The organism is Pseudarthrobacter sp. 01T43 (assembly GCF_056398665.1).
The window spans coordinates 163637-184163 of record NZ_JBFTPV010000002.1 but is presented as its reverse complement, the minus strand read 5'-3'; the positions used below and the strand labels follow the sequence as shown (position 1 = coordinate 184163).

22 protein-coding genes, 1 pseudogene and 1 riboswitch are annotated in these 20527 nt (G+C 65.3%); of the genes and pseudogenes, 13 read left to right on the top strand and 10 right to left on the bottom strand.

Annotated elements, in window-relative coordinates:
- Window positions 1-89 precede the first annotated feature (89 nt).
- From AC1DIM_RS02485 to AC1DIM_RS02475, 3 genes are all read left to right on the top strand, one after another.
- Complete coding sequence (locus AC1DIM_RS02485; protein WP_477708910.1) at window positions 90-347, top strand: mycoredoxin; 258 nt, start codon at window positions 90-92, stop codon at window positions 345-347.
- Window positions 348-431: 84 nt separating this feature from the next.
- On the top strand, window positions 432-1517 hold the full coding sequence (locus tag AC1DIM_RS02480; protein WP_477708909.1) for an S-(hydroxymethyl)mycothiol dehydrogenase: 1086 nt from the start codon (window positions 432-434) through the stop codon (window positions 1515-1517).
- Window positions 1514-2194, top strand: coding sequence for an MBL fold metallo-hydrolase (locus AC1DIM_RS02475; RefSeq protein WP_477708908.1), 681 nt, complete (start codon window positions 1514-1516; stop codon window positions 2192-2194). The genes AC1DIM_RS02480 and AC1DIM_RS02475 overlap by 4 nt, the downstream gene beginning before the upstream one ends.
- Before the next feature lie 20 nt (window positions 2195-2214).
- On the opposite strand, the gene AC1DIM_RS02470 is transcribed toward AC1DIM_RS02475, so the two are convergent.
- Entirely contained in the window at window positions 2215-2994 is a 780-nt protein-coding gene (locus AC1DIM_RS02470) for a lipoate--protein ligase family protein (protein WP_477708907.1), read from the bottom strand.
- Between AC1DIM_RS02470 and AC1DIM_RS02465 the strand changes: the two genes are divergently transcribed.
- From AC1DIM_RS02465 to AC1DIM_RS02455, 3 genes are all read left to right on the top strand, one after another.
- Complete coding sequence (locus AC1DIM_RS02465; RefSeq protein ID WP_477708906.1) at window positions 2987-3376, top strand: DUF2177 family protein; 390 nt, start codon at window positions 2987-2989, stop codon at window positions 3374-3376. The two genes, AC1DIM_RS02470 and AC1DIM_RS02465, sit on opposite strands and share 8 nt — an antisense overlap.
- A 116-nt stretch (window positions 3377-3492) precedes the next feature.
- Entirely contained in the window at window positions 3493-4200 is a 708-nt protein-coding gene (locus AC1DIM_RS02460) for an endonuclease/exonuclease/phosphatase family protein (protein ID WP_477709107.1), read from the top strand.
- Window positions 4201-4222: 22 nt separating this feature from the next.
- The gene (locus AC1DIM_RS02455) at window positions 4223-5917 is read left to right on the top strand and encodes a SulP family inorganic anion transporter (RefSeq protein WP_477708905.1); all 1695 of its coding nucleotides are present in this window, start codon (window positions 4223-4225) and stop codon (window positions 5915-5917) included.
- Window positions 5918-5972: 55 nt separating this feature from the next.
- Here the strand turns inward: AC1DIM_RS02455 and AC1DIM_RS02450 are convergent, their stop codons facing one another.
- Window positions 5973-6776, bottom strand: a complete 804-nt coding sequence (locus AC1DIM_RS02450) for a thioesterase family protein (protein ID WP_477708904.1) — start codon at window positions 6774-6776, stop codon at window positions 5973-5975.
- A gap of 160 nt (window positions 6777-6936) precedes the next feature.
- Here AC1DIM_RS02450 and AC1DIM_RS02445 point away from each other — a divergent pair, with 160 nt between their 5' ends.
- On the top strand, window positions 6937-7614 hold the full coding sequence (locus AC1DIM_RS02445) for an endonuclease/exonuclease/phosphatase family protein (protein WP_477709106.1): 678 nt from the start codon (window positions 6937-6939) through the stop codon (window positions 7612-7614).
- Window positions 7615-7622: 8 nt separating this feature from the next.
- Here AC1DIM_RS02445 and AC1DIM_RS02440 read toward each other — a convergent pair whose 3' ends face one another.
- The 6 genes from AC1DIM_RS02440 to AC1DIM_RS02415 all read right to left on the bottom strand — a co-directional run bounded on the left by AC1DIM_RS02440 (window position 7623) and on the right by AC1DIM_RS02415 (window position 11321).
- Window positions 7623-8156, bottom strand: a complete 534-nt coding sequence (locus AC1DIM_RS02440) for an NUDIX domain-containing protein (protein WP_477708903.1) — start codon at window positions 8154-8156, stop codon at window positions 7623-7625.
- 54 nt (window positions 8157-8210) lie between these two features.
- A complete protein-coding gene (locus tag AC1DIM_RS02435; protein WP_477708902.1) occupies window positions 8211-8411 on the bottom strand; it encodes a DUF1918 domain-containing protein in 201 nt (66 codons plus the stop codon).
- Between the two features lie 142 nt (window positions 8412-8553).
- Entirely contained in the window at window positions 8554-8994 is a 441-nt protein-coding gene (locus tag AC1DIM_RS02430) for a DUF1810 domain-containing protein (RefSeq protein ID WP_477708901.1), read from the bottom strand.
- Window positions 8995-9025: 31 nt separating this feature from the next.
- Window positions 9026-9541, bottom strand: a complete 516-nt coding sequence (locus AC1DIM_RS02425) for a DNA alkylation repair protein (RefSeq protein ID WP_477708900.1) — start codon at window positions 9539-9541, stop codon at window positions 9026-9028.
- Between the two features lie 17 nt (window positions 9542-9558).
- On the bottom strand, window positions 9559-9924 hold the full coding sequence (locus AC1DIM_RS02420; protein WP_477708899.1) for a TraR/DksA family transcriptional regulator: 366 nt from the start codon (window positions 9922-9924) through the stop codon (window positions 9559-9561).
- A gap of 110 nt (window positions 9925-10034) precedes the next feature.
- Window positions 10035-11321, bottom strand: coding sequence for an aggregation-promoting factor C-terminal-like domain-containing protein (locus tag AC1DIM_RS02415; protein ID WP_477708898.1), 1287 nt, complete (start codon window positions 11319-11321; stop codon window positions 10035-10037).
- 381 nt (window positions 11322-11702) lie between these two features.
- A riboswitch (cyclic di-AMP (ydaO/yuaA leader) is annotated at window positions 11703-11867 on the top strand.
- 3 nt (window positions 11868-11870) lie between these two features.
- On the opposite strand from AC1DIM_RS02415, the gene AC1DIM_RS02410 reads away from it, so the two are divergent.
- Together AC1DIM_RS02410 and AC1DIM_RS02405 are read left to right on the top strand one after the other, a co-directional pair.
- Window positions 11871-12692, top strand: coding sequence for a LysM peptidoglycan-binding domain-containing protein (locus AC1DIM_RS02410; RefSeq protein WP_477708897.1), 822 nt, complete (start codon window positions 11871-11873; stop codon window positions 12690-12692).
- A 402-nt stretch (window positions 12693-13094) separates the two neighbouring features.
- Entirely contained in the window at window positions 13095-14303 is a 1209-nt protein-coding gene (locus AC1DIM_RS02405; protein WP_477708896.1) for a globin domain-containing protein, read from the top strand.
- A 16-nt stretch (window positions 14304-14319) separates the two neighbouring features.
- Here the strand turns inward: AC1DIM_RS02405 and ribA are convergent, their stop codons facing one another.
- Window positions 14320-16176 carry a GTP cyclohydrolase II RibA gene (gene ribA / locus AC1DIM_RS02400; protein ID WP_477708895.1) on the bottom strand — a complete coding sequence of 619 codons (1857 nt, stop codon included), beginning with the start codon at window positions 16174-16176 and terminating at the stop codon, window positions 14320-14322.
- A gap of 130 nt (window positions 16177-16306) precedes the next feature.
- Here ribA and AC1DIM_RS02395 point away from each other — a divergent pair, with 130 nt between their 5' ends.
- The 4 genes and pseudogenes from AC1DIM_RS02395 to AC1DIM_RS02380 all read left to right on the top strand — a co-directional run bounded on the left by AC1DIM_RS02395 (window position 16307) and on the right by AC1DIM_RS02380 (window position 20161).
- Window positions 16307-16834 (top strand): MarR family winged helix-turn-helix transcriptional regulator, encoded by a 528-nt coding sequence (locus AC1DIM_RS02395; protein WP_477708894.1) that lies wholly within the window; start codon window positions 16307-16309, stop codon window positions 16832-16834.
- A 41-nt stretch (window positions 16835-16875) separates the two neighbouring features.
- On the top strand, window positions 16876-17868 hold the full coding sequence (locus tag AC1DIM_RS02390) for an alpha/beta fold hydrolase (protein ID WP_477708893.1): 993 nt from the start codon (window positions 16876-16878) through the stop codon (window positions 17866-17868).
- A pseudogene (gene gad / locus AC1DIM_RS02385) lies at window positions 17865-19264 on the top strand (glutamate decarboxylase). Before AC1DIM_RS02390 ends, gad begins: the two are co-directional and overlap by 4 nt.
- 27 nt (window positions 19265-19291) lie before the next feature.
- Window positions 19292-20161: a class II glutamine amidotransferase gene (locus AC1DIM_RS02380; protein ID WP_477708892.1), complete on the top strand. Its 870-nt coding sequence runs from the start codon at window positions 19292-19294 to the stop codon at window positions 20159-20161.
- Here AC1DIM_RS02380 and AC1DIM_RS02375 read toward each other — a convergent pair.
- A complete protein-coding gene (locus AC1DIM_RS02375; protein ID WP_477708891.1) occupies window positions 20112-20516 on the bottom strand; it encodes a hypothetical protein in 405 nt (134 codons plus the stop codon). The two genes, AC1DIM_RS02380 and AC1DIM_RS02375, sit on opposite strands and share 50 nt — an antisense overlap.
- Window positions 20517-20527 lie beyond the last annotated feature (11 nt).

The following is a 20527-nucleotide window of genomic DNA, read 5'->3' as shown; positions in this document are numbered from 1 at the left end:
CGTCATCCGCAGCCTCTGCCCCCGGGAATAGCCTGCCCCGGGTTACCGTTGAGGAGAACGAACCCCCGCAACGAATTCAGGAGAGCTCCGTGGACTTTACCCCCGAGAACGGCACCATCACCATGTTTTCCACCACCTGGTGCGGCTACTGCAACCGGCTGAAGAAGCAGCTGGACGCGCAGGGCATCGGCTACACGGAAATCAACATCGAAGAGGTGGAGGGTAMCGCCGAACTCGTGGAACAGCTCAACGGCGGCAACCAGACCGTCCCTACCGTGCTCTTCCCGGACGGCACCGCCGCCACCAACCCCTCACTGGCCGAGGTAAAGAGCCGTCTCGCAGCCTAAGTCCGGCAGCTCATGTGGTAGACAGAACGGGACCAACCTCGGGGTTGGTCCCGTTTTTGTCTATCTGCATTGAGGGAGCCTTCCGTGGTCCATAAAGTCAAAGGTGTCGTAGCCCGCTCCAAGGGCGCCCCGGTCACCCTGGAGACCGTCCTGGTCCCGGAGCCGGGTCCGGGCGAGGCCCTGGTGGACATCCTCACCAGCGGCGTCTGCCACACCGACCTGCACTACAAACTGGGCGGCATCAGCGATGACTTCCCGTTCCTCCTCGGCCACGAGGCCACCGGCGTGGTCAGCGCCGTGGGCCCCGACGTCACCAACGTCGTCCCGGGCGACCGTGTGGTCCTGAACTGGCGGGCCGTGTGCGGCGAATGCCGTGCCTGTGCCAAGGGCCAGCCGCAGTACTGCTTCAACACCCACAACGCCACCCAGAAGATGACCCTGGAGGACGGCACCGAGCTCTCCGCCGCCCTGGGCATCGGCGCGTTCATCGAGAAGACCCTGGTGGCTGCCGGGCAGTGCACCAAGGTGGATCCCGACGCCGACGCTGCCGCCATCGGACTGCTGGGCTGCGGTGTGATGGCCGGCATCGGTGCAGCCATCAACACCGGCGGCGTCAAGCGCGGCGATTCGGTCGCCGTGATCGGCTGCGGCGGTGTGGGCGTGGCCGCCATCGCCGGTGCCGCGCTCGCAGGCGCGACCACCATCATTGCCGTCGATATCGATGCCAAGAAACTGGAACGCGCCCTGGAACTCGGCGCAACGCATACCGTGGACTCCTCGGCTTCGGACCCGGTGGAGAAAATCCGGGAACTCACCGGCGGCTTCGGCGCTGACGTGGTGATCGACGCCGTCGGACGTCCCGAAACGTACAAGCAGGCGTTCTACGCCCGCGACCTCGCCGGACGTGTGGTGCTGGTGGGCGTCCCGACGCCGGACATGAAACTGGAACTGCCGCTCCTGGATGTCTTTGGCCGCGGCGGATCGCTGAAGTCCTCCTGGTACGGCGACTGCCTGCCCTCCCGGGATTTCCCCATGCTGATCAGTCTCTACCGGCAGGGCAAGCTGGACCTGGATGCCTTTGTGACCGAGCGGATCACCATCGACCAGGTGGAGGAAGCGTTCGAGAAGATGCACTCCGGTTCGGTGCTGCGTTCGGTGGTGGAGCTGTGACTGAGGCGCCCTCGTACGCCGCAGGCACCGACGGCGGTCCGCTGCGGATCGACCGCCTGGTCACTTCCGGGACGTTTTCGCTCGACGGCGGCACCTGGGATGTGGACAACAACGTCTGGATCGTGGGCAACGACGCCGAATGCGTGGTGATCGATCCGGCGCATGACGCCAAAGCTGTTGCCGCGGCGGTGGGAGACCGGAAGCTCAAGGCGATCCTGCTGACTCATGGCCACGACGACCACATCCGTTCGGTGGGCGACTTCTGGGACCTCGTCCAGGCCCCCATTCACCTGCACGAGGCCGACTGGATGCTCTGGAAGAGTGTTTACCCGGACGTGGAACCGGACGTCCGCATCAACCACGGTGACGTGATCGAGGTGGCGGGTGCCGGCTTGTCGGCCCTGCACACGCCAGGGCATTCGCCAGGTTCGGTGTCCTTCCACCTCGCTGACGGGCCCGACGGTGTGGGAACGGTGTTCAGTGGCGACACCCTGTTTCAGGGCGGCCCGGGAGCCACAGGCAGGTCCTACAGCGACTTTCCCACCATCATCGAGTCGATCAGGACCTGGCTGCTGCCGCTGCCGGCCCAAACGGTGATCCGGACCGGGCACGGCGATACCACCACCATCGGCGACGAAGCCCCGCACCTTGACGAGTGGATCGCCAGGGGCCACTAGGGCCGAGCCAGCGAAGCGGGCTACGCTTCCCTGCCGTACACGCTGCCGAAGTCGGCGTGCCGCAGGGACGCGTGGCCCGCGTAGGCGGCAAGTACCGCATCCTCAACGGCCTGGACTGTCAGCCCCGGCACAAGATCGTCGGCCGCCCCGGCGGTTGCCGGGTCCCAGTCCAGGCCCAGGGCCGCGTAACTGTCAGTGAGGACGGCCCGGATGGGGGCGGAGTTTTCCACCACAATCACCGAGCTGAACAGCCAGCCTCCGCTCACCACACGCTGCGCCGTGCCGACGAGCTTGACCCGGCGGGTGGAATCCGCAGGGCGGGTGCCGTGGACGCTGAACTCGCCGGGGCAGTATTCGCCGGGGATCTCGCCGACGGCGGCCTCCACGCCGACGTCCCGCAGCGCCCGGGCCAGGAGCTCGCCAAAGAAACTGAACCGGCTTTTGGAGCCGGCAATGGCATCTGCGTCCGGCATGACGTGGTCAACCACCAAAGTGCCCTCATGATAGGCGGCGGCGCGGCCGCCCGCCTTCCGCACCAGGGGCTCAAAGCCATGGTCCCGGCAGGCCTGCGCGGCCGCCTCGAAGCCGGGCAGTCGGGTGTCCCGCTGGCCGAATGCAACCGTCGGGGCAGGCCGGTACAGCCGGAGGGTGGGGCCGATCCCGCCGGTTTTGGCCAGGGTCAACAGTTCCAGGCCGAATTCCAGATCCCGCGCGGCGCCGAGTGTATGGTCCTGCCGCACTACGGTGAGCGTCCGGTCGGCCTCGACGTCCTGCATGTTGCTAAGCTCCCTTATGGTCATATTGCAATTCCTTGTTGTCGCCGCCGCATTCGCCATCATCGACTCCATCTGGCTCAAGACGATGAACCCGTTCTACCGCAGCCACATCGGTGACCTGCTCGCTGACAAGCCCCACCTAGGTTACGCCGTGGCTTTCTATGTCATGTACATCGCGGGGATTCTCTTCTTCGCCCTGCGGCCGGCGCTCGACGGCGGCAGCTGGCTGACCGCCGTCGGCTACGGGGCCGCGCTGGGCGCCTTTGCCTACGCAACGTATGACCTCACCAACGCCGCCACCCTCAAGACATGGCCGCTGCAGCTCATTGTGGTGGACATTGTTTGGGGCGCCGCGCTGACCGGCCTGTCCACCCTCGCCGGCTGGCTGGTGTTCCGTTCCACCTGACCAGGCTCCCGGCAAAAGCTACCTGACACGCACGGACTATGACGTACGGTTCCCCGCCGGGTGGCTAAACTCAGAAACCGGCGGCACCCCCACACTCCTCCAGGAGAGGCAATCCACTGTTACGAGTCATTAGCTACAACCTTCGTAAGCACAAGGCCAGCGGGGAACTGGTGGCCTTGGCCCAGGATTTCGGCGTTGATGCCCTGTGCCTGCAGGAGTGTGACACCACTGACCTGCCGGACACCCTGGGTCAGCTCCAACTGGCCGATTCGACCAAGGGAAACCGGCTGGGTTTGGCCATCTACTACCGGCCGGACCGGTTCACCGCGCACGGCACCAGTACCTTTGCGCTGAAGAAGTCTTTGCACGACATGGTTCTGGCACCGGCACATGAACGGCTCATCGGCACCCGGGTGCGGGACAACGAGACCGACCATGAGCTCGTGATTGCTTCGTTCCACGCCGCGCCGCTGACAGCCACCAACTCGCTGCGGCGCAACCAGATCAAGGCGGCCCACAAGGAACTGCTCGGCATGGGTTCCGGCCTGATGACATTGATGGCGGGTGACTTCAACTATCCGTTCTTCACGAAGAACCTCACCGAGCACATGAGGGACTCCGGGTACGAGCTCTCGCTCAGCAACCGGCGGACGTACACGCGGTACAAAGTGTTCAAGGGCCACTTCGACTTTGCCACGTCACTGGGCCTGAACATCGAGAACGTGGAGACGTTGCCACGGGGCGCGTCCGACCATTTGCCCATCCTGGTGACTGCCGAATACGGCCAGGATTCCATTCCGGCACAGGAGCCCCCGGCCGCCTGACTGCACTTTTTGGGAGGCCCGCGTGCGGCACGACTGGATCAGTAGGGCGGTACCGGGCGTTCGCGTGGCTCGTGGTTACAAAAAGGCCTGGCTTAAGCCTGATCTGGTGGCCGGCGCAGCCCTGAGTGCAGCCCTGGTGCCGGCAGGCATGGCGTATGCCGAGGCCAGCGGACTCCCTGCCGTGAACGGCTTGTACGCCTCCGTAGTACCAATGATCTTCTACGCCGTGTTCGGGCCATCCCGGGTTGTCATTGTGGGGCCCGACTCGTCACTGGCACCCATGATCGCGGCCGCAATTCTTCCTTTGGCCGGACGGGACCCGGAACAGGCTGTGCCCATGGCCGGAGTCCTCGCGATCCTGATCGGTACCTTCCTGTTTGCCGGGCGGGTCTTCAAGCTGGGATTTGTTACCGGCCTGCTGTCCAAACCAATCCGCGTCGGCTACCTGAACGGCATTGCGCTGGCTGTCACCGTCAGCCAGCTTCCCCGGCTGCTGGGCATCGACAGCTCCGGCGCGACCCTCGTGGAGCGCCTGGGCTCGCTGTACGAGGCTGTCCTTAGCGGCGGGACCAACCCCCTTGCCCTGGGTGTGGGGGCGGGAAGCCTGGCCGTGATCGTGGCTGGGCGCTTCCTGCCGTGGAGAGTTCCCATCGTCATGTTCGCCGTGGCCGGGGCCATCGCACTGGTAGCTGCCCTGGACCTCAAAGGGCAGTTGCCCGTTGTCGGCGCCCTCCCGCAGGGACTCCCCTCGCCGGCTCTTGGAGGGATTGGCTGGGAGGAGGTGGCGGCGCTGGTGGGCCCGGCAGCAGGCATCGCCCTGATAGCCTTCGCGGACACGTCCACCTTGTCCAAAAGCCTCGCGGGTCGCCGCGGGGAAAGGGTCAACGGCAACGAGGAAATGGGCGCGCTGGGGATCGCTAACATCGCCACCGGTGTACTCGGCGGCTTCCCGGTGAGCGGAAGCTCCTCGCGCACCCCCATTGTGCTCGACGCCGGCGGGAGGTCGCCGCTGAGCGGAGTGGTGGCGGCTTTGCTTGTGGTGCTGTTCATGATCCTCGTGCCGGGTGTCACGTCTTTCCTTCCGACCGCGACGCTCGCTGCCGTGGTGATCGTGGCGGCGGCGTCCCTTGTTGACGTGAAGACGCTCCGGCGCCTGATCAGGATGAGCAAGATGGAGACTCTCCTCCTGGTGGTGACGTTCCTGGGGGTCGCCTTTGTGGGGGTCCTGGAGGGAATCGTGGTGGCCATCGGGCTCTCCCTGGTGGCCTTCGTCCGGCGTGCCTGGGACCCTTACCGGACCGAACTGGCAAGTGTTGACGGGGTGCCCGGCTTCCACGACCTCGGCCGGCACCCTGAGGGCAGGCGGATCGAGGGGCTGGTCATCGCACGCTTTGACGCTCCGTTGTTTTTTGCCAACGGCGAAGTGTTCGCGGACCACATCCGCAGCCTCGTGGACGGCGCCCCGTGGCCGGTGAAGTGGGTGATTCTGGCCGCCGAGCCCATCACCGGCCTGGACACAACCGCACTGGACGAACTGGTGCAGCTCGACGATGAACTGGCGAGGGGCGGCGTCAGCCTGGTTTTCGCCGAAATGAAAGGACCGATCAAGGACCGGCTGGTCCGCTTCGGCGCCAGTTCCAGGTTCAGCCCGGACCACTTCTACCCCACCGTCCACAACGCGGTACGCGCCTACAGGGAGTGGGCAGGAACGGATTAGCCGCCGCGGCATGCGCAGGAGTTCCCAAGCACGGCTCTCCAGTCCGGCAGGTCCGTCAGGTCCGGCGCAGGGTCAGGATCTGCTCCGCACGGCCGAAAGGTCCTTGGCGGTCATGGAGGACAGTGGAGGTAAGTCCGATTCCGTCAGCGCCGAAGGAGACAGCGTTGTCCAGGCCAAGCCATTCACCCCCGGGCCTTCGGTACATGTGGATCTGCAGATCCAGGTTGGGAAAGGCATAGCTGCCTTCGCCCGGGGCGACCCTGGCCGCGATCCCGTTGGCCGTGTCCACCAGTCCCATCAGGCGGGTGAAGTCGCTACTGTCTTCTTTGTCCGTCAGGGGGTGCCGGGTGCGCAGCCAGACGGTTCCTGCTCCATCCCGGTGCCCCTCGGCGACGCGCATCTCAAGGGACCGAATGTACCCGCCTGGCCAGATGGCGGCGCCGTCGAACGGTTTACAGTCATCCGGCGCGGGAATGGCGGCATCCTCGACGGCGGCTACCGCGGCTGTGTCACTGGTGATCATCCGCCATGCCGTGGAGCGGATGGCCACCCGGCCTTTGGCCACCAGTTCCGCCTGCAGCAACTCGATGGTCCGGCCCGGACGGAGTGTGGTGGTTTCTATATGGAATTCGCCGCCGGGAATCAGGCCGAGGATCTCGTAGCTGAGCCGGGCCATCCGCATGTCTGCGCGGGGTTCATGCCGCTCCAGGCTGTCAGCCATCAGGCCGGCGGCCGGAGCCATATGCTGTTCATGCTCGTTCCAGGCACCCTGGGCGTGGATCGTTGAGCGGAAGCGGCCGCCACCCAGTGAGTGATAGTAAAAGGCCCCCTGGGCAAGTTCAGGCAGTTCCTTGGTCAACGTTGGCCCCTTCTGACGTTTCTGGGTGAGTGATCATTAACTCTAGCCGGTGACGGGCCCCGGGGTGATGGACCAACAAAGTACCGGCGCCCGCGGCTCCCTTTCGGACTAGACTCGGAAACTGGTCCTGTCAGTGACCTCGAAGCGGGGTGTTCCACGAATGCGCGTCATCAGCTACAACCTCCGGAAGCACAAAGCGAGCGGCGAACTGCTCGCGCTTGCGCGGAACTTCGCCGTCGACGCGCTGTGCCTGCAGGAAGTGGACGCCGGAGAGCTGCCGGACGCGCTCGGTCCGCTACGCCTCGCGGATACCACCAAGGGCAACCGCCTGGGACTGGCCATCTACTACCGGACGGGCCGGTTTACGGCCGTGGACACACAATCCTTTGCCTTGAAGAAATCGGTACATGACAGGGTCCTGGCACCGGCCCATGAGCGGCTGATTGGTACCCGCGTGGTGGACAACGAGACCCAGCACGAGCTGGTGATCGGCTCGTTCCACGCGGCTCCGCTCACTGCATCCAATTCGCTGCGGCGAAAGCAGATCCATGCCGCCCACGCGGAGCTGCTGAGCATGGGCAGCGGCCTGATGACGCTGATGGTGGGTGACTTCAACTATCCGTTCTTCACTAAGAACCTGAACGCCCACATGCAGAACGCGGGTTACGAGTTATCCCTCAGCAACCGCCGGACCTATACCCGCTACAAGGTGTTCAAGGGCCACTTCGACTTCGCCACCTCGCTGGGCCTCGATATCGCAAGCGTGGAAACCCTTCCGCGGGGCAAATCGGACCACTTGCCGATCCTGGTCAATGCGGAGTACGGCAAAGATTACTGACCGGGCCCCTACTGGCTCCGCACGGCCCGGTCCAGGAGGCGTGGCTGCAGGTGCGGCCAGGCTTGTGCGAAGCCGGGGTGCAGTTCCTTCCGGCCCATCTCCCCCAGCGGTACCCACTGGAGTTCGAGGCTTTCCGGATCACTGATTACGGGCTCAAAGGGTGCAATCACCAGGACCGCAACAGTGGTGTACGTCCAGTAGCCGACGTCCAGCACGGACGTGAAAAGCACGTCCACACCATCCGCCGGCACTGCCGCTTCCTCGTAGGCTTCCCTGAGGGCGCCCGTGACGGCATCCTCGCCGTGGTGAAGGGCGCCGCCGGGCAGCCCCCAGGTTCCGCCGTTGTGGCTCCACAGTGCGCGGTGCTGGAGGAGGATCCCCTTGTAGGGGTCGTACGCCAGCACACCGGCGGCACCGAACCTGCCCCAGAACCTGCCGTGGTCGCCCTCAACCCAGGCGTCACCGGGGTCCCGCGGACCACGCAGTGCGGGGGGAACGCGGGAACTTGCGTCAGCGGACGTGGCAGCCTGGAAATGGTCCATGCCCCAAGTCTGACAGGTGACCGCCCGTCCCCGCATGCGGCACGACGTCCCGTGTCAGCCTGGCTGGCCTGCGTGCCCGCGTTCGACGGCGAAATCACCGCCGGGGTACATGACCGTTTCGTGTCCGTCGTCGAAGCGGACCAGGTACGGCGGGTGGCCTTGGTCGCCCCGCACTTCCACGATCACCCCGTGCCGGTCAGACGACCCGACAGTCCTGCCCCGTACGATGATCCTGTCCCCTTGAGTTGCCTCCATGGCAATCACCTCCAAGCCCCAGAGTACGGCTCGGCAGCGGGCAGTAACAGGGGCTGCGCGGCACGATGGGATACTCAGCCACATCCGCCGGGACACCTTCGCCGAGGCCGCCGCCCGGCCGTGAGTGCTGTCCGGCGACGGGTCACTCCCTGGCCGCCGCAAGCAGTTCGTCGGTGGCGGGATCGGGTTCGCCGTCGAAGAACTGGGCCAGCACCGTCTTGAAAACAGTCTCCCCGGGCGCTGCGCGCAGGAACAGCGTCATGGAGGAGTGCAGTTTTTTCGCATCAATGCCGCCGAGGATCTCGACGGCGGAACGGCCTGCATGGGTGGAAACCGCCGCGCTGCACTCGAGGAGCCGTGGTCCCAGGACGTCATGCTTCAGGTAGGCCTGGGCCTCTGCCAAGGAGGTGACGGCGTACCTGACTGATGTGGGGCTGCTGCCGAGGCCGGCGATCTGCGGGAAAATGAACCACATCCAGTGGCCCCTCTTGCTGCCCGTCTGCAGTTCGGACAATGCCTGCCCGTAGGTGCCGCCGCTGTTCTGGGCTTCAACAAAACGTTCCAGGTTGTAGGTGTTGGGCATGTGCGTCTCCTTTGGGCGGCGGTGCGAGGTCTCAGGCCGTACGGGCTGTGATGTCAGCGGAAAGCACCGCCGCATGTCGGACCCACCGGTCAGGGTCCTGGCTCCAGCGTGCGATCACCACGCCGGCACGTTGGCGGTCCATGCCGTCCAGCGCCGCCAGCAGCGGAACCACAACGTCGGCGACCAGGGGGTCCACCAGTTCGGCCGTGTGCCCTGACCGGATGAAGCCTTCCAACCTTGTCAGGTCGGAGTGGCGCAGGAGCGACACCCTGGATTGCAGGAGCACGACGGCGGCGAGCCGGCGCTCGTAGACGGGCCGCCTGCCCGGTCCGGGCTGGCCCCAGAGCTGCGAGGCGAGTGCTGTCACGTCGTCGTGGCCAAGACCCTTGAACTTCGTGCCGGCGTCCCGGACAGTGCCCCGCACGGCCCCCACCGATGCCCCGTAGGAACTGAGGGCCCCGCCCACGCGTGACTCCACCTCTTCGGCCCGGTACCAGATGCCTTCATTCTGCAGGGTGGTATCGATAAAGCCGGCAGCGTCCTGCACTCTTTGATTCAATGGCGTCACCGCCGGCCCTGGCGTCCGGCGGCGGCATGTTCGATGCAGTACGGGGTCCATGGCCTGGCCTCCAGGCGGCCTTCGGCGATGGGGCCGCCGCAAACGGCGCACATGCCATACGTGCCGTCCGAGATTCTGTGCAGCGCGGCTTCAACCTCGGCCAGCCCGGCGCTGCTCTGGTTCAGCAGCGCCGACGCCTGCGACAGCTCGAAAGCAATGGTGGCGCCCTCCGGGTCATGCTCGTCGTCCACATTGGAATCCTGGCGGGCGGCATTGGCCGACGAGATGTCCGCCCGCAGCGCCGGAAGCAGTGCCAGTTTCCGGTCCCGCTCTTCCTCCAGCAGGATCCGGAACCGTTCATAGTCAGCCATGGGAAAAGCCTAGCGCCGCCCCGTCCGCTGTCCCTTCATTCCCGCGTCCGGGACGCCGGCCACGGTGGAAGCCATGGACGGCAGGCGGATCAACGAGTGGCGGTGGGCTCTTAGTACCAGTTCCTGATCACGGAGTGGTTCCAGGCGCCACACGGAGACCCGTAGCGGTCCAGGATGTAGCCGAGTCCCCATTCGACCTGGGTGCGGTAGCTGGTGAGCCAGTCGCTGCCTGAGCTTGCATACTTGCTGGCCGGCAGCGCCTGAGCGATGCCATACGCCCCTGAGTCGGGGTTTGTGGCGGTGGTGAGCCAGTTGGATTCCTTCGTCCACAGCTGGGCCAGGCACTGGAACTGGTCCTGGCCCCAGCCGAAGCCGGAAAGCCGTCCCGCAGCGTAGTTTCTCGCTGCCGCGGGGTCGTTGACCGCGCCGCCCGGAACGGAAGGTACAACGACGGGCGTCGGGGTCGGCGCCGGACTTTCCGCCGGAGGTGCTGGAACGGGGACTCCGGGCGCCGGGTTCTGGGGCGCCGGGTTCGCCGGGGCCTGGGCGGCAGCCCTGGCGGCGGCATCAGCCTGCCGGCGCGCCTGCTCTTCCGCTGCCGCCCGCTTGGCCGCCTGCGACACCTCGTAGGCGGCCTGGGCAGCCTGGCCTTGCCGGAATTCTCCTTCCACTGCTGCGGTGGTTCCTTTGAGTGAGGCGAGTTGGGCGGTGAGTTCATCGCTGTGCTGCTGTTGCTCCGCGACCTGCTGGGACATCGAGCGCTGGGCTGTCCGGGCTGAGCCAAGCTTGGCTTCGGCGACGCCGGCGAGCCGTTCGCGCTCAGTCTTTGCGGCACGCTCCTGCTCTGCCAGCGCTGCCGAGATTCGTTCCGACTCCGCTGATTTGTGGACCAGAAGCGCCGTCTTGTCACTGATGATCCGGACGATGTCAAGGCCGTGGAGACTGTTGGTCTGCATGGCGTCGAGCGCCACGAAAAAACCCAGGTTTGTGCCACCGGTCTTGTAAGACTGCACAGCAAGGGCCCCGATCTCTTTCTTGTGCCGGCTCGATTCATCGTGGGCATGGGCCACCTGGCCTGCCAGTGCATCCACCCTGGAACTGGCTGCCTGAAGAGCGGACTGTGCCACAGCGTATTCGGCAGCAGCGGCTACGGCGGCATTGCCCAGGGACTCCGCCTGAGTTTGCAGGCCACCGAGCAGATCCCCAATTCTGGTGACTTCGGCGGCCGTGCCGGCCTCGCTGTGCCTGGCCTTCTCCACGTCCTGCCAGGACGGAAACCCACCGTGAGGGGCCTGGTCCGATGCGTGCGCGGGTAGCAAGGAGAACGATGTGGCCACAGACAGGGCAAGTACCGCCGTGAGACCGGGCAGCCGCAATTTTTGCGCAGACAGGGACATAGTTCGTGAGCTTACCGGGCAAGTCCGGGATTCCGGCGGCCATTGCCGCCGGTTGGCATGCCCAGCGAACCGGCGGCGGGCATCGGGAAGTGGTGCTCTCTTACCATTTTCGGCGCCCGGAACGCCTTCAGCCGTGCGTATTTTGAGATTCGACGATCAGTTGGATGACCTGACCGGGAATATACGGATCCCGGGCGGTGACCTGCACCGTCGTGGCGAACGCAGGAAAAATCCAACACGTTAGCGGGGTGAATTTTGGCCCTACATTCCGTTATCGGAATGTGACATTGGGGAAAAGTACCGGTTATGGTCGTTCGGTGCCCTGGTTCAAAGCCAGGACATTCCCGTCAGTATGCCGAGCCCTGCCACTGACCCGGGACCCCAGACGCAATGCAACTGGCAGGGACGGGGGAACCACGTTTCCACGGCCTACTGAGGCCTTGGGGTTAAGTCGGCAATCGTCCCGTCCATCATGGCGGCGATCCCGGCCGGGTCTCTCCAACCCGAACCCGACAGCTCACCCCGCAGGCATGGGAGAGGCAATCAACCATGTCCAAGAAGTACACTGCCGCACGCCATCGTGCAGCCACCACCACCACGTCCCGCGCCCTGATGATCGGCCGGCCGGCCCTTGTAGTCGCTGCCGCATCCGGACTGTTTTTCGGCTTCAGCGCCCCGGCCCACGCCGGCGTCCAAGGACCTGACAACTCCGGAACAGCCGCTGCCCAGGGCCAGGTAAGTGCACCGGCAGCAGCCGTGGCTCCGGCCCCTGCACCGGCCGCGGCCAACATCCACACCGTCGTCTCCGGCGACACCCTCGGCCAGATCTCCGCGGCCAACGGCGTAGCACTGAACGACGTCCTGACCGCCAATGGCCTGTCGCTGACGTCGATCATCTACCCGGGCAACCAGATTCAGATCCCCAGCGCCGGGCAGGCCGTCGCGGCCCCGGCTCCGGCCGCAGCACCGGCTCCGGCAGCGAAGGCCGCCGCGGCCCCGGCTGCCCCCACGAACACCGGCATCAAGCTGGCCTCAACGTCAGCACCGGCCCAGGCCCCGGCCGGCTCAGTTGGCGCGGGAATCCTGGCCAATGCCTACTCCCAGATCGGGGTACAGCAGGACTGCACCGCCATGGTGGAGAAGGCACTGCGCTCAGTCGGCAAGAGTGTCGGAGACCTGGCCCCGGGCCAGTTCTTCCAGTACGGAAGCGTTGTTGGCACGCCCGCCCCGGGCGACCTGGTGATAACCGCCGGACACGTCGGCGTCTTCGCCGGAAACGGCCAGGTTGTCAGCGGCGGCGTGGACGGTTTCAAGACCCAGGTCCACTCCCTCAGCTGGCTCCCCGGCGCATCCTTCGTCCACGTAGCGTGACCCCAGCCGGCTGGACGGCGGCGCGCGGCACCCAGCCGCCCGCCGTCGTCGGCCGCTGCTGCATACTCGGACGTGCTGCCCGAACCAGGACAGCATGTCATTCCAGGCAGCAGTCGCCCAGGTCTGGTTACTCCGTTTCCCAGTGCCATGGTGGACGGCGTGATCCACGCCCGGGTAGGCAGTGAGCTGATGCGTCACAGCGGTGGTTCCAGGGCATCCCTTCAGACCCGGCAACTCGGTAGCCGCCTGCCACGTGATGCGACATCCCGCTCCGAAACACGCCGTCCTGCAAGGCAATGCCGCCGCCGTCCCGGCCCTTCTCCAAGCCGGCTCAGCCTGTTAGATTGGCACAGCCACGACGACTGACGCTGGGTTCAGCCGGTCATCAAGGAAGGACGCACCATGCTCTCTGACACTGCCCTCCCCGTCATCAAGGCAACGCTGCCTGTGGTGGGTGCAAATATCGAGGAAATCGCCAAACGGTTCTACAAACACATGTTCGAGGCCAGGCCGGACCTGCTCGACGGCCTCTTCAACCGCGGAAACCAGGCTGACGGCCGCCAGCAACAGGCGCTGGCCGGATCCATCGCCGCCTTCGCCACCTACCTCGTGGATAAGCCGGACCAACTGCCGGACCACCTGTTGTCCCGCGTTGCCCACAAGCACGTCTCGCTTGGCCTGAGCCCGGACCAGTACCAGATCGTCCACGACCATCTGTTCTGGGCCATCGTGGACGTGCTCGGGGACGCTGTCACCCCGGAGGTCGCGGCGGCCTGGGACGAGGTGTACTGGCTGATGGGGAACCTGCTGATCAACAAGGAGCGCGGGCTCTACGGCGCCGTGCACCTTTCCCCGGATACCATCTGGCGCACCTGGCGGGTGGCCCAGCGCATCCAGGAGACGGCCGACGTCGTCACATTTGTTGTGGAACGGACCGACGAACGGGACGTGAAGCCGTCCCTCCCCGGGCAGTACGTGACCATCAAGATGCCCATGAAGGATGGCGTACATCAGCCGCGCCAGTACAGCCTGACCCGCGCCGATGACGGACAGCACCGGCAGTTCGCTGTTAAGAGGGTCCATGGACTCGCCACTCCTGACGGCGAGATGTCCAACCTCCTGCACCAGGACGTCAATGTCGGCGATGAAGTGGTGCTTTCAGCACCCTTCGGCGATGTGGTGCTGGAGTACACCGACCGGCCTGTGGTGCTGGCCAGCGCCGGCATCGGCATCACCCCCATGGCCGGGATGCTCTCCCACCTGGTGAAGGCCGGCTCGCAGCGCCGGGTGATGCTCCTGCACGCTGACGAAAGTCCGGACTCGTTTCCGCTCCGCCAGCAGGTCACCGAGGACATCGGCCGGCTGCCTGAGGGATCCCTGCACAGTTGGTTCGTGAATCCGGCAGAGGATCAGGACCCGTCCGGATCAAGCTTCAAGGGGTTCATGGACGTCAATGCCGTGGAGCTGCCGCTGGACGCCGAATACTACCTGTGCGGACCTCTGCCGTTCCTGAAATCGGTGCGGAGTGCGTTGATCGCCAAGGGCGTTCCAGCCAAGGATGTCCAGTACGAAGTGTTCGGCCCGGACCTGTGGCTGGCTGACTTCCAGTGAATCGGAACCGCGCCGACTAGAACTGTTCTGCGGGAATCGTAAACCCGAGATCCAGGAGTCCGCGGCCGGCCTGTTCCAGGATCGGGTCCATGGTCAGCGATGCGTGGTTCAGCAGCACGTTGACGTCACGCTGGATCCGCTGGAGCGGGTGCGTCAGGCGGTGCACGCTGCCGCCTGAGCCGGTCAGGATGAGCCGGACCGCCTCGGCCGAGGCTTGGCCGCTGAGGCCGAGCGAGAGCCGGTACCGCGCGCGCTCTTCATCAGTGAAGGCAACTGGCCGGCGTCCGAAGGACGAGGAAACCACCCGGACAGCTTCTTCCCAGTGCAGGCGTGCGGTGGCAACCTGGCCGTACGCCTGGGTGAACCGGGCCTGGGCGAGGGGCGAGTCCGCCTGGCGTTTCTCCACGGTCTGCTTGACCTTGCGTACCATCATCAGCTTGCGGAACTCGTCCAGGGCATGCTCGGCAGCACCGAGAGCTGCCGCCGGCGCAACCATGTTCAGGAATGTGGCCATGGGGTAATGGATACTGGCATCCGGATGGATGAAGCTTCCCGGGTTGTCAGCGGCCGCCAACAGCTTCCACTCGAGGGCGCGGTGCTCCGGGACGAACAGGGCATCAGCCCTGAGATCGTTGCTGCCGGTCCCCCGAAGGCCCGCCGTGTGCCACACGTCCAGCAGTTCCAGGTCCGCCATGGGGACCAGGCACTGAAGGCGGACGTCGCCGTGCTGCACTGCCAGGAGCGCCCAGTCAGAATGCATCACGCCGGAGGCGAAGCTCCAGCGGCCGGAAATTGCGAACCCGCCCGGAACCTTCTCCGCTGATCCGGGAGGGGCTCCTGTTGCCGCAGCCAAGGGGGCGGGGCCATTGGCGAATACTTCGTCTTGTGCCCGTTGAGGCCACCTCGCCAGCATCCACACGTGTTCCACAAGGTGGCCGACGCTCCATGCAGTCGAGGCGTCCCCCTGCGCGAGGCGGCGCACCACCTGCACATAGGTTTCAAGCCCCATCCCGAACCCGCCCACGGCCTTCGGCGCAAGCATCTGGAACACGCCCGCGGCCTTCAGTTCGGCAATGGTTGCGGCCGGGATGCGGCGGAGCTCTTCGGTTTCGCCTGCCCGCTCCCGCAACCGGGGAATCATTGCGTCCACCCGGGCCAGAAGCTCGTCCTGCGTCGGAATCGCGGCGCCCCCGGGGAGGTCCACAGCCGGGAGGTCGATGGTATGCGCGGTGTGGTTCCGCTTGGCTGCCAGGTAAAGCCGGTTGGCTTCGGACAGGTGTACACCCGTGGGAACCTGCTCCGCCACATCAACGCCAAGGGCCGTCAGTTGCCCCACCTTGTCCGGGTTGTTGGTGAGGAGACGGATCCGGCCGGCGCCGAGGGCGCCGAGCATCTGGGCGGCGGCAGTGTAATCCCGCTCGTCCTCGCCGCGCCCCAACGCCACATTGGCTTCATAGGTGTCCAGGCCGGTGTCCTGCAGGGCGTACGCGTCAAGTTTTGAGTACAGTCCGATGCCGCGCCCCTCCTGGCGGAGGTACAGCAGGAAACCTCCGACGGCGGCAATCTCCTCGACAGCCTCGCGCAGCTGGGGCCCGCAGTCGCAGCGCTCGCTGCCGAAGACGTCGCCGGTGAGGCATTCGCTGTGCAGCCGGACGAGTGGTGCGGCACCGTGCGGCCCCTGGTCCAGGAGCGTCTGCTCCCACTGGCCGAGTCCAAGCAGGAGGTGTTCCTTGCCGTCTGCCAGGCCGTGGAAGGTCATCACCTCGGCGGTGGCGGTGAAGCCATCCGGAAAGCGCAGTGGGACGGTGACCCGGCTGCGCACGGCTGCTGGTTGTTCACATGGCCGCGAGACGGTCTCGGTCAGGACGGTCATATGTGCTCCTCGGGGTCGGAACGGAAGTACTTGAATATTGAAGTAAACAGTACTGGTCATTAGTTCACGGTGCAAGTGATCCATGGGACTAAAAACTTCATACGTGAAGTAAATGCCCTAGACTTGTCCTATGGAAGAAGCCGAGGAGCCCCGCTGGCTGAACAGCGACGAACGCGAAGCCTGGCTGACCCTGGTGGGGGTCATGATGAAGCTGCCGTCGGCATTGGATGCCCAGTTGCAGAGGGACGCCGGCTTGAGCCACTTTGAGTACATGGTCCTGGCGGGCCTGTCCGAGGCGCCCGGCCGCACGCGCCGAATGAGCGATCTGGCTGGTTTCGCCGAGTCGGGCCTCCCCCGCCTGTCCCAAGTGGTGAGCCGGCTTGAAAAGCGCGGCTGGGTCCGTCGCTCCCCCGACCCCGGCGACGGGCGCATCACCCTGGCCACGCTCACCGATGACGGCTGGGAAAAAATCGTCGGCACTGCTCCGGGTCATGTGCAGGCCGTCCGGGCGCTGGTGTTTGATCCCCTGACGAAGGCGCAATCGCGCCAGCTCGGCAGCATCGGCAAACGCATCCTCAGCGTGCTGGACCCGGATGACTACTGCCTGCGCAGCGCCGACGCCGGGGAGCGCAGGAGTGCGTCAGGCGGGAATGAGTAAGGACAGTTGTCTTGTTCGCGGCTCGCTGTGAGACTGTGGGCATGGCGAGTTCTCTTGACGTGACATGGCAGCTGGATGGCATCACTATGGCGGGCACGGCCGTCCGGCCCGCCGGCGCTGGGCCCTTTCCGGCGGTGGTGCTTGTTGCCGGCAGCGGCCCGACTGACAGGGATTGGTGTTCACCACTGCTTCCTGGCACCAATGGCAGCGGCCGGCTTTTCGCAGAGGCCTTTGCCCATGCCGGGATCGCATCTCTCCGCTATGACAAGCGGGCATCCGGGCCGCACGCGCGAGAGAACGTCACGAAGCTCATCGGCAAGGTGAGCATGCAGTCTCATCTGGACGAACTGGCCGAGGCCGTTCGGGTGCTCGCCGAACTGGACTTCATCGATTCCACACGCATTGTCGGGCTCGGCAACAGCGAAGGCGCTCTGCACGTGCTCCATTACGCCACAACTACCCAGCACGTCCCCTTCGCCGGGATCGTGCTCGCTGCACCACCCGGGCGCCCGATACAGTCCGTGCTGCTTTCCCAGCTGGCTCTTCAGTCCGCGCAGGTCCCCGGTGGCGCCGAGCTCATGCCCAAGGTCGAGGAAGCTGCTGCACGCTATGCTGCCGGAGAGCCCATGAACCCTGACCCTGGCCTGCCTGACAGCGTGAAGATGGTACTCGCTAGCTTCGAAGCTCCCATGAACCTCCCGTTCGCCCGGGAACTGTGGGTTGAGTCCACCTGCGACTCACTGGGGAAAGTGCAGATCCCCGCGCTGGTGTTGATCGGTGGAAAAGATGTACAGATCGACCTACATGCCGACGGGGACCCGCTCCAGGAAACCGCCGCTGGAATGACCAACGTGACCTTTGCCTTTCCGCCGAACGCAAACCACGTGTTCAAAGAGGACGTACGCCGCCCGGCCGAAGTAGCGGCGTCAATCGGGAACGGATACAACGATCCTGGCACGCAGCTCGACCCCGATAGCCTGGCGACGATCCTCGCCTGGCTGGGAGAGACAATGCATTTGACGGTAGCTGCGTGAGCAGGTCACGCCGGACATCGGCCCATGAACCCGACACGGTCGTAGAGCTGAACCCCCTGTTCAGCCGGCCGGGGGAATCCACCGTCTTTCCGCGCTTTACCATCCCGGACGGGGAGTCTCTGCCCTCCACCGCGTATCAGGTTGTCCACGATGAGGCGATGCTGGACGGGAACTCGCGGCTGAATCTCGCGACGTTTGTCGGAACGTGGATGGAACCGGAAGCATCGCGACTCTATGCCGAGACGTTCGACAAGAACATGATCGACAAGGACGAATACCCGCAGACGGCGCTGATCGAGACACGGTGCTGGCGGATGCTCGCGGACCTGTGGAACGCGCCCGATCCGGCCAAGGCCATGGGCACCTCGACGATCGGCTCCTCCGAGGCGTGCATGCTCGGTGGCCTGGCCTTGAAGCGCCGGTGGCAGCACGCCCGGCGGGCAGCCGGCCTCCCGACGGACAAACCCAACCTTGTCCTCAGCTCGGCCGTACAGGTGTGCTGGGAGAAATTCTGCAACTACTGGGATGTCGAAGCCCGCTTTGTTCCGGTTTCGAAGGAACACCAGATGCTGGACGGCCACGACCTGGACCGGTACGTGGACGAAAATACCATCGGCGTCATCGCCATTATGGGCGTGACCTACACCGGCGTGTACGAGCCGGTTGAGGAAATCTCGGCGGCCCTGGACGACATCCAGGCACGCCGTGGCCTCGATATTCCGTCCATGTCGACGGGGCTTCAGGGGCCATGGTCGCCCCTTTCCTCCAACCGGACACCATCTGGGACTTCCGCCTCCCCCGGGTCGCCTCGATCAACACCTCAGGGCACAAATACGGCCTCGTCTATCCGGGCCTCGGCTGGATCATTTGGCGGGACGAACAGGCACTTCCGGGTGATCTGATCTTCCATGTCAGCTACCTCGGCGGCGACATGCCGACCTTCGCACTGAACTTTTCACGGCCCGGCGCCCAGGTACTGCTGCAGTATTACCTCTTCCTCCGGCTCGGATTTGCCGGATACGAGTCGGTCCAAGCCACATCCCGGGACGTGGCACTCTACCTGTCCGGTGAAATCGGGGCGATGGAGGCCTTCACCCTCTGGAGCGACGGCTCCGACATCCCGGTCTTTGCCTGGCAGCTTGCTGACGGGCACACGGGAAATTGGAACCTTCACCATCTCTCCGAGCGCCTCCGAATGAGCGGGTGGCTCGTCCCGGCCTACCCCATGCCGGAGGGGCTGGGCCAGGTCACGGTGCAAAGGATCGTCGTCCGCAACGGCTTCACCCGCGACCTCGCATCCAGCTTTTTGATCGATCTCAAAAAAGAAGTCGCCTACCTGGACGGCCTGACCGCGCCGATGCCCTCCAGCGGGACAACGCAAGCCTTCCACCACTAGCCGGCAGACGCCGAGGAAGGAGCCATCGTGTGCCGATTGTTTGGCCTGCACGCAGGCCCCCAACCCGTCCGCGCCACGTTTTGGCTCCTGGACGCCCCGGACAGCCTCTCAAACCAGAGCCGGAGGGAGCCCGACGGAACCGGCATCGGCACGTACGATGCGGAAGGCAAGCCCCATGTGGCCAAGCAGCCGCTCGCCGCCTGGGAGGACGAGGCCTTTGCGCGCGAGGCCCGGAACCTGAGGAGCACCACGTTCCTGGCCCACGTCCGCTATGCCAGCACCGGCGCGCATACGATGGCCAATACGCATCCGTTTGAGCAGGACGGGCGGCTGTTCGCCCACAACGGCGCCTTCGGTGACCTCCCAGGGCTCGATCAGCACCTGGCGGGGCTCGGGGTCACGGACCTCGTTCACGGCGAGACCGACAGCGAACGCCTCTTCGCCCTGATCACCGCCGAGAGCCGCAGAGCTGATGGCGACGTCACGGACGGTATCACCCGGGCCGTCACGTGGATCGCCAAGCGATTGCCCGTCTTCAGCCTAAACCTCGTTCTGACGACGGCGACGGACCTTTGGGCGGTCAGGTACCCGGCCACCCACGAGCTGCACATCTTGCAACGAGACCCTGCTGCCGTCCACGGACCGGCGGCTCCCCTGGAAGCGCGGAGCCACCGTATCCACGCCCGCAGTGAAGACCTTGCCCGTTCTCCGCACGTCCTCATCGCCACCGAACCGATGGATCACAACCCGGGCTGGCGCCCCATAGCCTCCGGCGGGCTGGTGCACGTCGGCCCGGACCTGGCGGTCACAACCACGTTCCCTTACCCGGATAGCCCCGCGAACCCGCTCACCCTGTCCGACCTTGAACCGTCCGCCGCGGCCTCCCAGATGCCCTAACCACCACCCCTCTGGCTGACCTGAGATTCTGGACGTGGAGGACCACCGCTATAACGATCAGCGGTACGTGTATGGCCGGCAGGTTGTCGGCAAACCACTTGGGGAGATATATGTCTGTCACGGAACCGGTGGGGTCGCCGAGCCGTCGCGCCAAGGGCGTCAGTGGGCAGTGGAAACCGTTGGCGGCAAAAATCAGGATCTCGCCGGCAACAACGGCGGCAGCCTGTCCCACCCGCCGGTCAGTCCGTCTCCGGATCCCTGAGTACAGCACGAACACCATGCAGGCCTCGATGGTGAACCAGGCAAATGTATGGAATCCCTTCACGGCTTTCAGCGCCAGGCGGTGATCCGTCATCCACCAACTCA

Bases quoted from the DNA above. Each gene is read 5' to 3' on its own strand.
- AC1DIM_RS02465 (WP_477708906.1), top strand. From the start codon at position 2,987: ATGGTCATATTGCAATTCCTTGTTGTCGCCGCCGCATTCGCCATCATC.
- AC1DIM_RS02470 (WP_477708907.1), bottom strand. From the start codon at position 2,994: ATGACCATAAGGGAGCTTAGCAACATGCAGGACGTCGAGGCCGACCGG.
- AC1DIM_RS02445 (WP_477709106.1), top strand. From the start codon at position 6,937: ATGCGCGTCATCAGCTACAACCTCCGGAAGCACAAAGCGAGCGGCGAA.
- AC1DIM_RS02440 (WP_477708903.1), bottom strand. From the start codon at position 8,156: ATGGACCATTTCCAGGCTGCCACGTCCGCTGACGCAAGTTCCCGCGTT.
- AC1DIM_RS02435 (WP_477708902.1), bottom strand. From the start codon at position 8,411: ATGGAGGCAACTCAAGGGGACAGGATCATCGTACGGGGCAGGACTGTC.
- AC1DIM_RS02430 (WP_477708901.1), bottom strand. From the start codon at position 8,994: ATGCCCAACACCTACAACCTGGAACGTTTTGTTGAAGCCCAGAACAGC.
- AC1DIM_RS02420 (WP_477708899.1), bottom strand. From the start codon at position 9,924: ATGGCTGACTATGAACGGTTCCGGATCCTGCTGGAGGAAGAGCGGGAC.
- AC1DIM_RS02415 (WP_477708898.1), bottom strand. From the start codon at position 11,321: ATGTCCCTGTCTGCGCAAAAATTGCGGCTGCCCGGTCTCACGGCGGTA.
- AC1DIM_RS02410 (WP_477708897.1), top strand. From the start codon at position 11,871: ATGTCCAAGAAGTACACTGCCGCACGCCATCGTGCAGCCACCACCACC.
- AC1DIM_RS02405 (WP_477708896.1), top strand. From the start codon at position 13,095: ATGCTCTCTGACACTGCCCTCCCCGTCATCAAGGCAACGCTGCCTGTG.
- ribA (WP_477708895.1), bottom strand. From the start codon at position 16,176: ATGACCGTCCTGACCGAGACCGTCTCGCGGCCATGTGAACAACCAGCA.
- AC1DIM_RS02395 (WP_477708894.1), top strand. From the start codon at position 16,307: ATGGAAGAAGCCGAGGAGCCCCGCTGGCTGAACAGCGACGAACGCGAA.
- AC1DIM_RS02390 (WP_477708893.1), top strand. From the start codon at position 16,876: ATGGCGAGTTCTCTTGACGTGACATGGCAGCTGGATGGCATCACTATG.
- AC1DIM_RS02375 (WP_477708891.1), bottom strand. From the start codon at position 20,516: ATGACGGATCACCGCCTGGCGCTGAAAGCCGTGAAGGGATTCCATACA.